At 63.4% G+C, this 13,804-nt stretch carries 17 protein-coding genes; 7 read left to right on the top strand and 10 right to left on the bottom strand.

All coding sequences use genetic code 11. The annotated features are described in order from the left end of the window. Positions 1-104: 104 nt before the first annotated feature. A complete protein-coding gene (locus GVK95_RS05835; protein WP_159947400.1) occupies positions 105-713 on the top strand; it encodes a DUF2026 family protein in 609 nt (202 codons plus the stop codon). Positions 714-964: 251 nt separating this feature from the next. Here GVK95_RS05835 and GVK95_RS05830 read toward each other — a convergent pair whose 3' ends face one another. Beyond that, positions 965-1,291 carry a DUF1236 domain-containing protein gene (locus GVK95_RS05830; RefSeq protein ID WP_159947398.1) on the bottom strand — a complete coding sequence of 109 codons (327 nt, stop codon included), beginning with the start codon at positions 1,289-1,291 and terminating at the stop codon, positions 965-967. Between the two features lie 298 nt (positions 1,292-1,589). Between GVK95_RS05830 and GVK95_RS05825 the strand changes: the two genes are divergently transcribed. Next, positions 1,590-2,177 carry a DUF1214 domain-containing protein gene (locus GVK95_RS05825; RefSeq protein ID WP_159947396.1) on the top strand — a complete coding sequence of 196 codons (588 nt, stop codon included), beginning with the start codon at positions 1,590-1,592 and terminating at the stop codon, positions 2,175-2,177. After that, positions 2,170-2,718, top strand: a complete 549-nt coding sequence (locus GVK95_RS05820) for a DUF1254 domain-containing protein (RefSeq protein ID WP_159947394.1) — start codon at positions 2,170-2,172, stop codon at positions 2,716-2,718. Before GVK95_RS05825 ends, GVK95_RS05820 begins: the two co-directional genes overlap by 8 nt. Before the next feature lie 52 nt (positions 2,719-2,770). On the opposite strand, the gene GVK95_RS25015 is transcribed toward GVK95_RS05820, so the two are convergent. Continuing rightward, the gene (locus GVK95_RS25015) at positions 2,771-2,986 is read right to left on the bottom strand and encodes a hypothetical protein (RefSeq protein ID WP_200844225.1); all 216 of its coding nucleotides are present in this window, start codon (positions 2,984-2,986) and stop codon (positions 2,771-2,773) included. Positions 2,987-3,374: 388 nt separating this feature from the next. On the opposite strand from GVK95_RS25015, the gene GVK95_RS05815 reads away from it, so the two are divergent. Continuing rightward, positions 3,375-4,436 (top strand): DUF2336 domain-containing protein, encoded by a 1,062-nt coding sequence (locus tag GVK95_RS05815; protein ID WP_159947392.1) that lies wholly within the window; start codon positions 3,375-3,377, stop codon positions 4,434-4,436. 18 nt (positions 4,437-4,454) lie between these two features. On the opposite strand, the gene GVK95_RS05810 is transcribed toward GVK95_RS05815, so the two are convergent. The 5 genes from GVK95_RS05810 to GVK95_RS05790 form a co-directional block, all read right to left on the bottom strand. Further along, the gene (locus GVK95_RS05810) at positions 4,455-4,829 is read right to left on the bottom strand and encodes a VOC family protein (RefSeq protein WP_159947390.1); all 375 of its coding nucleotides are present in this window, start codon (positions 4,827-4,829) and stop codon (positions 4,455-4,457) included. Positions 4,830-4,930: 101 nt separating this feature from the next. Then, positions 4,931-5,278, bottom strand: a complete 348-nt coding sequence (locus GVK95_RS05805) for a DUF1491 family protein (RefSeq protein ID WP_159947518.1) — start codon at positions 5,276-5,278, stop codon at positions 4,931-4,933. Between the two features lie 112 nt (positions 5,279-5,390). Then, entirely contained in the window at positions 5,391-6,839 is a 1,449-nt protein-coding gene (locus GVK95_RS05800) for a methyl-accepting chemotaxis protein (protein WP_159947388.1), read from the bottom strand. 118 nt (positions 6,840-6,957) lie between these two features. Beyond that, positions 6,958-8,043, bottom strand: a complete 1,086-nt coding sequence (locus GVK95_RS05795; RefSeq protein ID WP_159947386.1) for a peptidoglycan-binding protein — start codon at positions 8,041-8,043, stop codon at positions 6,958-6,960. Continuing rightward, entirely contained in the window at positions 8,015-9,568 is a 1,554-nt protein-coding gene (locus GVK95_RS05790; protein WP_159947385.1) for a HAMP domain-containing sensor histidine kinase, read from the bottom strand. Before GVK95_RS05790 ends, GVK95_RS05795 begins: the two co-directional genes overlap by 29 nt. A gap of 456 nt (positions 9,569-10,024) precedes the next feature. Here GVK95_RS05790 and GVK95_RS05785 point away from each other — a divergent pair, with 456 nt between their 5' ends. The 3 genes from GVK95_RS05785 to GVK95_RS05775 all read left to right on the top strand — a co-directional run bounded on the left by GVK95_RS05785 (position 10,025) and on the right by GVK95_RS05775 (position 11,560). Beyond that, the gene (locus tag GVK95_RS05785; protein WP_159947384.1) at positions 10,025-10,516 is read left to right on the top strand and encodes a DUF5330 domain-containing protein; all 492 of its coding nucleotides are present in this window, start codon (positions 10,025-10,027) and stop codon (positions 10,514-10,516) included. A gap of 291 nt (positions 10,517-10,807) precedes the next feature. Beyond that, entirely contained in the window at positions 10,808-11,224 is a 417-nt protein-coding gene (locus GVK95_RS05780; protein WP_159947383.1) for a SufE family protein, read from the top strand. A 57-nt stretch (positions 11,225-11,281) separates the two neighbouring features. Continuing rightward, complete coding sequence (locus GVK95_RS05775; RefSeq protein WP_159947382.1) at positions 11,282-11,560, top strand: hypothetical protein; 279 nt, start codon at positions 11,282-11,284, stop codon at positions 11,558-11,560. A gap of 6 nt (positions 11,561-11,566) precedes the next feature. On the opposite strand, the gene GVK95_RS05770 is transcribed toward GVK95_RS05775, so the two are convergent. From GVK95_RS05770 to GVK95_RS05760, 3 genes are all read right to left on the bottom strand, one after another. Then, positions 11,567-12,499, bottom strand: coding sequence for a DUF6456 domain-containing protein (locus GVK95_RS05770; RefSeq protein WP_244618646.1), 933 nt, complete (start codon positions 12,497-12,499; stop codon positions 11,567-11,569). A gap of 159 nt (positions 12,500-12,658) precedes the next feature. Further along, positions 12,659-13,057, bottom strand: a complete 399-nt coding sequence (locus GVK95_RS05765) for a helix-turn-helix domain-containing protein (protein ID WP_159947381.1) — start codon at positions 13,055-13,057, stop codon at positions 12,659-12,661. Positions 13,058-13,368: 311 nt separating this feature from the next. Next, on the bottom strand, positions 13,369-13,797 hold the full coding sequence (locus GVK95_RS05760; RefSeq protein ID WP_159947380.1) for a MucR family transcriptional regulator: 429 nt from the start codon (positions 13,795-13,797) through the stop codon (positions 13,369-13,371). Positions 13,798-13,804 lie beyond the last annotated feature (7 nt).

Raw genomic sequence — 13,804 nt, 5'->3', positions numbered from 1 at the left:
ACCAACACCCCGCCGCTCGCCCCCCACCTCCGTTTACATCCTTGCCGCCCTCGCCTACAGAAAGCGAAAAATCCCTCAACATACCCCAGGCACAGGTGACCACCATGTTGATCAAGCAGAGCGACTACCAGCGGATCTACCGGGTCATCAACAGCCTGCTGGTCAACGAGAATGCCGATCCGGCGGTGGCGGGGATGTATTTCGCCACGTTCGGCGCCTTCATTCTCAAGCAGCATTACAAGGTCAATGCCGTGCCGAAGAGCGGGCTTGCGGCCTATAATCTCGGCGGAACCTTGATCCTGTTTGCCGATCACCGAGACGACGGGCATGTGACGGGGGCTGGCGAGAACTTTCATTGCTGGGTGGAGGCGGATGGCTGGGCTATCGATTTCATGGCGCCGGCGTTTGCCGAAAGTGCGCGCGAGTTGTCCTTGCCATCGAAGATGTTCCAGAAACCGCTTTCATCGATGGCTTCAGACATCAATGCGCTGAACCAGTCGGGCGACTTCTTCTACCAGTCGGAGCCGGAGGCGAGCGCCCGGCGCTTTGCCGCATGGCACAAACACGCTCTGCTCGGCGATCTCGCAACCGTGGCCGCGCAATGGTTTCGCCGCTCGCCGAAACATATGGCGAGCGCTATCTCGTCGAAGGACAGGCATGGCAAGCTGAAGGAAATCCCGCTGACCGGCAATGCGCTTTCCGGCAGCTGGTGAGCGCCGGACTTTACCGGTCTTCGGCATTGGTCCTCGGTATTGGTCTTCGCCGGCGGTCTTGATCGCCAGGCTTGACTACAACACTTCATCACAGGGCTCCATCAGAACGATCCGGGCATGACTTCGGGCCATTGCCACGCAAAAAGCCCGGCGCATGGCACCGGGCTTCCAATCGTTCTCTGGCACATCGGCCTTTGGCAGATCGTGCGCGTGGTTAGCCCGTTGGGACGTCCACTCAGTCGAGGATCTGGTCAGTCGAGGATCTGGACGACGGCGCGGGTCTGCGGGTCGACGATGACCCGGCGTTCGTTGACGACGGTGTAGGAATAGCCGTCATAACCATCGACCGGGTAGAGTTCGACCGGGCCGTCGATGACGCGGCCGATCAGCACATCGCCCTCGTAGGGCACGGACTGGACCTGCTGCTCCATGACATAGGTGCGAACCTCGCCGGGGATGACGACGGTCTGCGGGGCCGGTGCCGGGGCCTGCTGGATGATGACGGTTTCCTGGGCATTGGCGGATGCCGACAGCGTCAAAAGCGTGGCGGCGGCGGCCAGAATGAGCCTGTTGCGCATGATCGTTCTCCTGGTGTTTCGTGTCTTGCTGGAAGACGGCTTTAAGACATGTTTCAAGACGGGCGTGTCTGGCTCAACAACGGTTCGCGCCGCCATCGGTTCCATGAACGGCTTCATCAAAGGCCCCCTCACGGGGTCCCTCACCGGCTCCTTCAAGGGCAGGACGGAGGCTGGCAACCGGGGCAGGATGGGCTGACGGGATGTGCGGCTTGCCTTTTCCCGATGGCGAATCAGTGATACCGCTAGCCGCCAAGTCCGGCTGTCTGCCGGCAAGGTCGAACAAGGTATCTGACGAGACGTGTTTCGTGTCCCCCTGCTCATTGCGCTCACCCTGATCATCGCCTTTGGCGGCGGCATCCTGTCTTCGCTGTCGGCGCTGAATGCCTCTGTCGGCTTCGGGGCGATCCGGATCGGCGTGTGGTCGGCGTTTCCCGCCGCCCAGACGGCCGAGGCCGATCCCTATGCCAAGGCGCATCGGGCGAAAGCCGGGCGGCTGCTCTATGGTTCGGCCGAGGGGCTGACCTTTACCGCGTCGTCCAACGACAGCGGCGAGCGTCTGACCGGCACCTGCAGCTACACGCTTTCCGGCCGCACGCCGACGGCGCGGCTTTGGACGCTCTATGCCGCAGACAGCGACGGCCTGCCGCTTACCGCCGGTGCCGACCTGCCGGCATCGCTGAATTCGCAGACCGTGCTGCGCCAGCGCGACGGCACGTTTTCGGTGACGATTTCGCCGACAGCCAAGGCCGGCAACTGGCTGGCTCTGCCCGATACCGGCGCGTTTTCGCTGGTGCTGACGCTGCTCGACACGCCGGCTGCAGGCTCGACGGGGCTGATCGGCCTCGACATGCCGGGGATCGAAACGCTCGGGTGCGGCAATGAGTAAGCTGCTTTACGCCGTCATCACCGGGATCTTCGGCGCGGTGCTTCTGCATATCATCATCATTCTCGGCATTCCGCATTTCACCGGCAAGGATGCCTATACGCGGGTGGTGGCCGAGGGCGCGCCCTTCCTCTTCCACCGGCTGGAGGTCAAGCCGGACGCAACGGGGCTGTCGAGCCTCGATCCCTATATGCGGGTGGCGGTCTGCCATTTCGACATCAGCCGGCAGCCTTTGTCGCTGGTGGCGCTGGGCAGCGGCAGCTTCTGGTCGATTTCGCTGTATGACAAGGATTCCAACGAGGTGTTCTCGATGAACGACCGGACCTCGGTTGCTGGCGATGTCGACGTACTTCTGGCGACGCCGGTGCAGATCGCGCAATTGCGCAAGACGCCGATTGCGGCGCTGGCCCAGACGATCCTGGTGGAGCATCGCGGCACGACCGGTTATGCGGTGTTGCGCAGCATGGTGGCGCAGCCGAGTTTCGAGGCAGAAGCGCGCGAATTTCTCGCCGAGGCAGAATGCCTGCCGTTTACCGGGCGGTGATCCTTGCGCCTTCGGCCAGGCGCGCACGGCGGCAAAGCAGGTCGTCTGTTTCTCAGAACGGCATCACGTCCGAGGTGACATTCTGTTCGCGCGGCTTGGGCAAAGCCGGCACACGCGGCTTGTTCTTGCGGGTGGTCGGGATCTGTGCGCTTTCGCGGCGCTCGTAGCGAATGCCGGTAAACAGCAGGATTTCCGCCTTGCGGCCCTCGGGCTGTTCACGGGTTCGCGACAGATCGAGCCTGTCCGTCATTCTGATGATTTCCGCCATGCCTCGTCTCCATTGAGCAGTCGAGACGGATGAAAAGATCAATTTCACCCTGCCCCCGATTAGGAGGGCTGGCACAATCCGGGTCGTGTCGCGGAAGATTTCGCACAATCCGGGGTCATCTGCGCCTTTCTCTGACGCGCCCCTCCTGTCGTGGATCTGGCCCACTCTACTCAGGGGCACGCATATTCCTAATATCTTAAACAGTACGCGAATCGCCGTCCAGCGCCATCCGCGTTTGTTGATCAAGCCATAGGTTAGTTAACAGCTTGCTAACAAATTCGTTCTAAACTGAGCCATAGTTGTATTGCGTTGGGGTGGGTTTGTCGTGAACGATCGGTTTCGGGAGCTGGAAAAGCCCATCAGCGTGCGTAAAAAGGACGTTGTTCTGATGGCCACGGTCACGAGTTTTCAGGCGCTGTCCTTTCCCGGCAAGTCGGAACTTCGACTGTTTGCCGAGCTGTTCCAGCCGCTGTTTGCCAATTCGACCATCGAGGCGCGGCGCGAAGCCGTGGCGGCGCTGTCGCAGAGCCCGAACCTGCCGATGGCGATCACCGTGTTCATCGCCACCCAGCCGATCGCCATTGCCGCACCGTTTCTCGCCGCCTCGCCCGCGCTGACCGACGAGATGCTGGTGATGATCGCCCGCACGCAAGGGGCAGACCATGCGCGCGCGATCGTCAAGCGCGAGAAGCTTTCGCCGACCGTGATCGATGCGCTGGTCGGCCTGCGCCACAGCGAGCCGGCGCGCGAACCGGCCGTGACCCAGGCGGCCGTCATTGCCGATACAGAGACAAGCACAGACCCCGTTGCCACCGCGATGCCGAACGTGCGGCGCACGGAGATGCAGATTGCGCCGCCGCCGACCGACGTTGAGCGCCTGGCGCGCGAGGAAGAACTGCGCCTCCAGATCAAGCGGCTCGCCCATCATCTCAATCCGCCCGACAGCGACCGGCTGGGACGACGGACCGTCAGCCAGATGCAGGCCGCCCTGCTCATCCGTTTTGCCCGCAGCCACGAGGGTGGTCATTTCGCCACGACGCTTGCGGATCTGCTGTCGTCGAGCCGCTGGCTTGCCGAGCGCATCCTGCTCGACATTTCCGGCCGTCAGCTGGCGACGACCCTGGTCGGCGTCGCCATGCCGCTGGCCGAGATCGTCTTCGTGCTCGAACATATCTACCCGCATCTGGCGCGGGCCGAAGGCGGCATCAGCCGCGCCGACCGGCTGGTTTCCAGCCTCGATCCGCATGACTGCGAAGCGCGCATCGACAGCTGGCAGCGGGCCGACAGCTATACATTTGGGACAAGTGGCGAGACCGGTGACGACGATATGCGCGTGCCGGTGGCCGGCAATAGTCCAAGGATGACTGTAGCCCCCAGCCCGCCAGTCGCAGCACGCAAGCCGGTCGGCGACGAGCTTGGCCGCCAGTTGCTCCGGGCACGTAAGCGCTAGGCACTGCTCACAGCTATCTCATATCGTCGGCTGAGACCGCGCCGTCAGTTTGTTTCCATCAGGATCGCGGAGATATGCGACGAATGCCCCGTTCGGACGCTCCGAGGGTGGGCTCTCGATCGCCTTGCCACCATGCGCGGTACCGGCGGAATACCACGCCAGAACATGGTCGCGGCTTGCCGCGGCGATACCGATCGTCCCACCATTGGCTGCAGTCGCCGGATTGCCGTCAATCGGTTTCGTGATCATCAGCCGGCTGCCCTCATGGAGGTAGATCAGCCTGCCGCGCGCATCCATCTCGCCGGGCTTGCCCCCCAATGCGACAAACGTGGCGTCGTAGAAGCTTCTCGCGCGCTCCAGGTCGTTACTTCCAATCATGACATGGGTGAACATGCTTCATCTCCGGTAAATCACTCGATCTGTCCCATTCTAGACTAAATGTTCGCCTGAATCCTCGGGATTTCATGAGGCCGGACAGCCGGGGCAGACAGGTTTCAGTTCTGCCCAGCAGCAAGCGGCACATAATCGCCGATATCGTCGACCTCAATTTCCACCAGCCACAGATCGCTGTCGAAGCGCTGTTCGCGGGCGATCAGATCGCTGACCGCCTCGGCCTCGGCGCGCGCCAGGCGGATCTCGAACTGCCGGTCATCGCGGTCCTCGACCATCACCATCGATTGCGGCGCCGGCCCATAGAGCGTTTCCAGCCCGTCGCGAAAGCGCTGGCGGATGAAGATCGCGCCGGAGGCGTCCGAGCCCTTCTCGACCACGGCGGCAAATCCGCCGGCGGAAAAGACGCGGCGGGTCAGTGCAGAAACGAAGATGTCGGAGCGGATGCGCATGGCACGGGTGTAGGCGATGTCAGGGCGGATGGGAAGGTGGTTGGCAACGTCCTGCGGTCTCCCGATCACGTCAACCGGGACAATGCGGGCCGATGGGCAGCGGGATGACGGGCTACACCTTCACCGCCAGTCGCAAGCCGCCCCAATGCCGACCGGCGATGGTGATCGGGGCGGAGATATCCTTCATCAGGACAAAATTGCCGCCACCCATGTCGCGCCGGTAGGTCTGGACGAGGAACGGGGCGGTCGAGCGGCCGGCGGCGAGGCCGACACGGTCGTTGAAGATCCGGCGATTGCGGCAATTGGCGGTGTTCCACACGGTATCGCCGGGGCGCTGCGGGGCGGAGAACTTCTTGTTATGCGTCGGCAGGTAGCCGTTTTCGTCGACCGGGGCGCAGAAGCCGATGCGTTCGCTGATGGCGGCGACCGGCTCGAGGATCGCCGGCAGGACCTGGTCGGTGAAATCGGTAAAGGCCGTCATCATCTGCACCGGATCGGTACCATGGATCGGCCGGTAGTTGCGGTCGAACAGTGCCTGCATGGTGATCCGGCCATTGTCGATCGCGTGCTGGAAGACGGCAGATATATCGGCAGCGACCGCGGTTGCCGTGTCGATCCATTCGCTGTCGGCTGTGCGGATGCCAGCGCTTGCCGTCAGCTGGATCAGGGTTTCCGACAGTGCGACCACCTTGTCGACCCGGCCGGCGGCATTCTGCAGGGCTGCGTCCGAGCCTTTGACCTCGCCCGCCATGGTGTTCAGCGTGGCGACGAATTCGGCGCACTGGCGGTCGACCATATCGGTCGTGCGCGCCATGGCCGAGGACCCGTCGAGGATGCGGGTAATCACCTGCTCCATCGCACCGAAGGAGCCGTTCAACGCCTGCGATGTCTGGCGCACGTCGGTTGCGCTGGCGCTTGCTCCCTGGCCGGCTTCGGTGAGGCGGCTGATCTTGGTGTGGATCACGCCCAGCGTCTGCTGGATGGCGCCGGTGGCCTGCGAGGTTTGCAATGCCAGCGTGCGCACTTCGCTGGCGACGACGGCAAAGCCCTTGCCCGCCTCGCCTGCCCGCGCCGCCTCGATGGCGGCGTTGAGAGCGAGAAGGTTTGTCTGGCGGGCGATCGCGCCGATCTCCTCGGCGACCTTGTCGACCTCGGCAAGCGAGCGGGCAAACGTGCCGATCTCGCTACCGATCTCTTCGGAGGCCGCCACCATGTGATCGATCTTGCCGACGGCGCCGGTCAGGCGGCTGGCCGATTCACTCAGCATGCGACGGGCCTCGCCGGCGGTCTCATCGGTTTCGCGCAAGGAGGTGGCGACATCGCGATTGGTTTCGGCAATCGACAGCGCCGTGCGGGTGACCTGGTCGAAAGTGCCGGAATGGCGCCGTGAGATCAGGGCAACGTCCTGAATGGCGCCGGCGATATCGACGATATCGATGCCCAGGCTCGACGCCTCGTCGGCCAGACGGCTGACAATATGCTTCAAGGTTTCGGCATCCGCACCTGTCGATGCGGCTGCCACTTCATCCTCGTGGCGAGGAATGCCGTTTACAGCGTTCATGGCCTGGTCTCTCCTCCGGTGAGGAATAGTGGCCATGTTATGGTTAACGAGGTCTTTAAGCGTCTTTTCGACTTTCGTCGGTCACGGGCGAGACTGAGATGGATCAATAAGCCAGAGTTTACAGCGCGCCGATCGACTTCAGCTTCTTCAGAACCATGGCGCTCGGTTCGCCGGTCTCGGCCATCTTGTAGTGGCGCTCGAAGCGGCGGATGGCATTGCGGGTCTGTTCGCCGGGCACGCCGTCGATGGTGACATCGCTATAGGCCATGTTGGACAGGCCGCGCTGGATTTCCATCACCAGACCCGGATCGAAACTCGCCTGCTGCACCGGCAGCTGCGTGTCCGGCCTTGCTTGCGTGGCGCGGATCTCGCCGGGGGGAACCGGCGTCGGCGCGGATGGCTTGGCGACCGCTCGACGCGGCGCGTTGACGACCTGGGTCTCGGCACGGCGGATCGCGGCAGCGACAGGATCAACGGCGGCACCCTCGCGGACCAGATCCGGCGTCGGGCGCTGGGCGGGCACGGCTGCCGTGACGCTGCGATCGACCCTGAGCGCTGCGACCAGTTCGGCGCTGACCAGGCCATTCGGCTCCATGCCGACGGATTTCTGGAAGACGGCGATGGCGGTTTCGGTGCGTGGTCCGATGACGCCATCGGCCTCGCCGTCATAAAGGCCGCGGCGGGAAAGTTCGGCCTGGACATCGCGGATGAGCACGGCCGTCTCGCCGGTTGCTGCCGGCCAGTCGCTTGCCGGCGCCTGGGCCGCGGTCAGGGTTGCTGTCTCCGGAGTCGCTACGGCCGGCGTGACCGCTGCCACAGTGGCGCTGCCGTCAACGGGTGCAGCCGCGGGTGCTGTCGTCTCTGCGTCCAGGCCCTCCTCGCCCTCGCGGGCGATCTTGAAGGTGGTGACATTGGCATGCGGCTGTTCGGGCAGATGCTGGGCACGGCCGACGCCGGCAAGGGCGCTGAAATTTGTCGCATCGCGGGTGCGCAGGAAAGGCGACGGATGCTGGCCGGGCTGGTACCAGAGCGCATTGGCGGCAACGGTGCCGAAGACAACGCCAAACACGGCAAAACCGCCCACCAGGCGCGGATGGCGCCCGGCAAGCCGCGCAAGCACGGCCACGCCGGCGGAAAGAAGGCCAAGCGCGTGCTGCGCAGGCTTTTTCTTCTTCTCAGGCGATTTTCGCGTTCGCTTGGTCATACGCGATCTCTTTGCCTTCCCTTCTGCGAGCCACCGGCTGCGCGGTCAGGCGCGGCGGAAACTCGACCATATTATCTTCATTCTCAGCCTGCGCGACAGCGCCCGAGCCGTCAACCGGCAGAGTGACGGTAACCACAGTCCCTTCGCCCGGGCGGCTGGTAATCGCGAATGTGCCGCCATGCAGGGCGATCAGCCCCTTGACCAGCGACAGGCCAAGGCCGGTGCCCTCGTAAGTGCGGTTGAGGTCGTCGTGAACCTGGGTGAACGGCCGGCCGAGCATGCTCAGCTTTTCCGGCGCCATACCGATGCCGGTATCGCTGACGCTGATCACCAGGTCGGTGTCGGTCCGGCTCGCATCGATGATCACGGCGCCGCCATTGTCGGTGAACTTGATGGCGTTGCCGACGAGATTGATGATCACCTGGCGCAGCGCGCGGGAATCTGCGACCGCCTCGCCGAGGCCGCGCGGCAGGCGGCTGGTCAGCTTGACGCCCTTGGAGGTCGCCTGCAGCGACAGCATGCGCTCGCATTCGGTGACGGTTTCGGCAATGGCGAATGGTTCCAGCAGCAGCTCGTAGCGGCCGGCCTCGATCTTCGACATGTCGAGCATGGTGTTGACCACCGACAGGAGATGGGCACCCGACTGGCGGATCAGCTGGACATATTCGCGCTGGCGATCATTGGCGAGCTTGCCGAAATATTCGCCGGCGAGAATGTCGGAAAAGCCGAGAATGGCATTGAGTGGCGTGCGCAATTCGTGGCTGACGGCGGCGAGGAACCGGCTCTTGGCCTCATGCGCGGCAACGGCTTCGTTTTCCTTGACGCTGACGGTGTCGCGGATCTGCATCTCGCCCTCGATGTCGAGGATCTGCGCCTGGACGCCGGTCAGCGCGCCATCGGCACAGCGAACGGCGGTCATGTCCATGCGGACATTGAGGAACTGGGTGTGGTCGAGGCCGAGAACCGGGCGATCGAGGCGAAGGTCGATGACGACAGCGTCTGCCCCCTGGCGCAGCGCATCGAGCGCCTGGATGAAGGACAGACGGTCGGAGACATGCACCTGATCGACGAAGGGGCGCGACAGGGGTTCGCGCAGGAACGAGACAAACATCTGGCGATCGCGGCCACCGGCAGTGCGCACCAGACCGGCTGCATCCAGGCCGAGGAACAGGCCGGGGCAGAGATCGTAGGGCGAGCCGGCGTCGGCAGACTGTGCGGCGGCAGCAAGATTGGCAGCGCTTTCAGCGCCGACACGGCGGCCGGCGATCAACGCCACGGCAGCCATCATATAAAGGGCAGCGACGAGACCAAAGCCGAGCGGCAGGCCGATGGCGGCGCCGAAGGTCAGCGAGACGGCGGCGGGCACGATCGGCAGGGCCGGCAGGAAAGCCAGAGTCAGCTTGCGCATCAGCCGGATTTCGGCGGCATCGGCCGTGCGTCCATGGGACTGGCGCGGCAGGCATCGCGCAGCCAGGCGATCGATGATCGCCGTCAGTCCATCCACATTTTTACGCAATACAAACACGCGGGAAATCCGAGACTCATTTTCGTCTTTTCGAGCCCGACAATAGGCTTCACGCGCTTAAGGAAACGATAAGGCGAGGCCTGCTTGAGGCCCGGAATTGGCTCATCTGACCCGAAACAGAACAGCCGGACCGGGCTTTCAATTTTATGGTTAATCGGGCGTAAGCAACGGATTTCCAAGAGTTTTCACAGTCGCGTTAACACTTGTGTCGATCGCGTCTGCCAAAAGCTGCGGGATTGTCGGGCGGGCGCCACAATTATGCTTAACAGCCACCGTTACAATTTGAGACAAAGGCTACAAAAACGCGACTTAGCTGGCATTTTAATCAATCTTGTCTCAAAGCCGAACAGGTTCTGAAAAGCGATCTTTGCGACTCAGCGATAGGTTCAAATCACGAATTCGGGAAGCAACCCGAGAGGTCCGGCAACGACCGGCAACAGGGATTTGGTGACGACAATGTGGTTTCTGATCAAGGGAACTTTCTATTGCTCCATGGCACTGGTGGTGCTGTCGTTCTTCGGCAATCCGCCGCAGGAGGAAACCGCCGGCGGACCGCGCCTCGTCATGGGCGATGCGATCACGGCGGCAACGGATGCCTACCAGTATGTCTCGGCAATCTGCGTCGAGAAGCCTGAGGTCTGCGAAAAGGGCAAGGAGACCTTCCAGGCTCTCGGTCAGCGGGCCCGCGAAGGCGCCCTGGTTGCCTTCCAGCTGCTCGACCAGCAGTTTACCGATGACGGCACGAGCGAAGTTCCGCTGCCGGCCAAGGGCCGCGTCGAGATCGTCAAGCCGGCGGTCGAAACCGCGACCAGCCAGGCGCTCGATCCGATGCCGGTCGACCTGTCCGAAAACCTCGACACGGCAGCGATCGTGACCGGCACCGTGGTGCCAACACCGCGGCCGGCAAACAAGAACCTGCCGAAACCCTATACGCCGCCGAAGCTTTGAGGCTGCCGACCCTTCAACCGTCCGGAACATCAGCGCAAGCCGAGCCTGCAGCAGATCGTTTCGAACATTGCCCAATTCGGGGCCCTTGCCCCACCCCTCTTGCATCAGAGCGACCGTCCCCGTGACGGTTGTGCGGATGCCTGTCTGCCTGTCCTAAACTGTCCCTTTGGCATTTTGCCGGGCCGCGAGGTTAACTGCCTCGCGGCTTTCTTTTTTTCATGTGACGGAGACGGTTCAAAACGGCGGGCGCTTCGCCTATATGGCATGCAGCAGGAACAGACCCGGTGTGCCATGACGACGCTTGAACAGATGATCGACGATTTTGCCTATCTCGACGACTGGGAGGACCGGATGCGGTTCGTCATCGAGCTCGGCAAGGCGTTGCCGGACCTTGCCGACGACGACAAGAGCGCCGACAACAAGGTGCAGGGCTGCGCCAGCCAGGTCTGGCTTGCGACCTCCTCGGGCGATGGCGCCGATCCGGTCATGACCTATCGCGGCGACAGCGACGCCTTCATCGTGCGTGGCCTGGTCGCCATCGTGCTCGCCGCCTATTCCGGCAAGACGGCCTCGAAAGCCGTCGAATTCGACGCGATCGAGCTGTTCAAGCAGATCGGCCTGCTTGAGCATCTGTCGGCCCAGCGCGCCAACGGCCTGCGCTCGATGATCCAGCGGATCCGCGAGGAAGCGGCCCGCCGGCTGGTGTGAAAGCCGGTTGATGTGCTTTGATATCGCGAGACAACTGGCGACGAGGAGTACCGATCGATGAGCACCTATCCTTTGAGATTGCCCGAGCATGTCATGGACGAAGTCCGGCAGGCTGCTTCCGAGGACAATGTCTCGCTTAACCAGTTGCTGACCGCGCTGGTTACCGACGGCATCGGCCACCGCAGGGCGATCATGGCCCTCAAGGCACGTGCCGGGCGTGGCGACGCGAATGCGGCGTTGGCCATCCTGGACAGAGTGGCGAATGTCGAGCCTGACCCGACGGATGCGCTGGACACAATCGAACCCAGATCAGGACGAAAAGGCAAAAATCGCTGACGCCCTTCATCTGCTCAGACCCGGAATTTCAGGCCGGTAGCCTTCCTCGCCCCAGTGACGCGGGCGGTGCTGGACGTTCTGCGTTGACGGCGGGGCGTAGTGGCGGGCGAGCGCAAGCAGGGCGGCGCGCAGCATGAGCTTGGCCGAGCGGGCCGGCCACTGGCGTTCGCGCTCGACCGTTTCCAGTCCCTTGCCGAAGCAGCAGACATCAAGCGCGACGCCGGACAGCTCCGGCCCCATGGCAGCGACGGCGGCGGCCAGACGGCGGCGGGCGGATTGCGCCATGTCGGAGAGATCGGCGGACGACGGCGCCTGCCCCCTCGCCCGGCTGGACAGGCGCGGCTCCCAGGACGCGGTGATGCGGGGCTGCAGGCCGCCGCGCTCGAAATCCTGCGCCAGCCGTTCTCCGGCGCGCACCGCGTCCTCCGGCAAAAACGGCTGGCCCTGCCTGTCCTTCAGGCGCAGCAGGGGGAAGAGCGGCTGTTCGGCCAGATTGCGGCGCACGCTGCGGCGGCCATCCGGCTCCTTCAACGTTACCGTCTCCAGCACGCGGTGCTGATCGAGGAAGGGCTCCGATGCCGCATCGGTCAGCGCACGGCGCAGCCAGCTTGCGGTCTCGCCCGTGGCGGCATAGCCCTCAGATACAGGCACCAGCAGGCCATCGGCCACCAGCCGGCGCAGCAGGGCCGGATCGACGTCGGCGATTGTCCGGCCGCCGGCCATGACCGCCGGGCGGGCCTGCGCCTCGGCCGACAAGCTTAGCGGGCCGTCGAGCGCCAGGCGCAGCAGGCGGCGGACCAGCTTGCGGTCGCCGGGATTGAAGCCGGTGGAGATGGCTTTGTTGACGCTGCTTTTCGCGCCGGGGTTGGGGCTCGGGCTCGTGTCAAGGCTGATGTCGTGGGTTGCCTGGCGGATGGCGGATGGCCGAGTCTTCGTCATCGGGATCTCCTCGCTGTCATTGTTCTGCTGGCGTATCTGCTGGACGGGCGTCTCTTTCAGCCCGGTGTTTGCCGACGTGTACGGGCGGGCTTCGGCGGGCAGCATTGTGTCTCGCCGGTCATGGTTTCGGGTCGGTCATGGCCTCGGTCATGGCGCCGGTCATGGCCTCGGGCCGGCGACGAGGACGACGGCGCAGGCCATGCGCTCGACGATGGCGACGAAACCGTCATAGGCCGGATCGTCGCGGCGGTCCTCGACCATGCGGCAGGCATGACGGACGGTGGTGCGGTCACGGCCGAAGGCTTCGGCAACCTCGACCATCGGCATGGAATAGGCGACGTGGCAGACATACATGGCGATCTGGCGCACATGATTGGTGGCGCGGCGACGACCGTCGCGCTCGGCGTCGAAGCCGACGGCGGTCAAAAGCTCGATGGCAAGTTGGCGGACCACCATGCAGAGCAGCCGTCGCTCCGGGGTCAGCGGCCTCGCCTGGGCCAGGCAATCCGGTGCGTCATCGGGAAGCGGGTGTGGTTCAGGTTCGGAGAGACTAGACATCGGCAACCCCAACAGTAGGTTTATTTTCCTATATTGATAGCAGAGTCTGGATGGAAAGATACCCGTATATTTTGAGGGAGACATCGATCAGCAATCGGCAACGGCGGGAAAATTCATAGTTCCCGGAGATATAAAACAGACTTCCTATTGCTAAATTTTGCCGGAACTTGCCGCAATGGCTGGCCGGCATGTCGGATCGTGATGTCAACAAACAAGGCAGAATGGGATTATTTTCACAGATCCGGACAACAAAAAACCGGACCTCTGGCCCGGTTCCTGTTCGGCTTATCCGCCGGATCGTCTCTGAATGCTTACTTGCCGCGCTTGCGGCGCTGGCCGAGACCCATTTCCTTGGCGAGACGCGAACGCGCCTCGGCATAGGCCGGGGCAACCATCGGATAGTCGGCAGCCAGATCCCACTTCTCGCGGTATTCTTCCGGGCCGAGCGAATGATGGGTCATCAGGTGACGCTTCAGCGACTTGAACGAACCGCCGCATTCCAGGCAGACGATGTGATCGTCCTGGACCGACTTGCGCACGGCGACAGCCGGCTTCGGCTTTTCGACCACGGCCACCACGGGCGCGGGCGACGAGGTATTGCTCAAGGCCAGGTGGATATCGGCGATCAGATTGGTCAGATCGCCAACCGGCACCACATGATGGCTGACATAGGCCGCAACAATATCGGCCGTCAGCTCGACCAGCAGCTGCTGGCCCGGGCCCTGTTGTACTTCAATCATTTCATTC

Origin of the sequence: Rhizobium sp. 18065, assembly GCF_902706095.1 — a bacterium.
Lineage (GTDB): Bacteria > Pseudomonadota > Alphaproteobacteria > Rhizobiales > Rhizobiaceae > Allorhizobium.
This window is presented reverse-complemented; position numbering and strand designations above follow the sequence as displayed.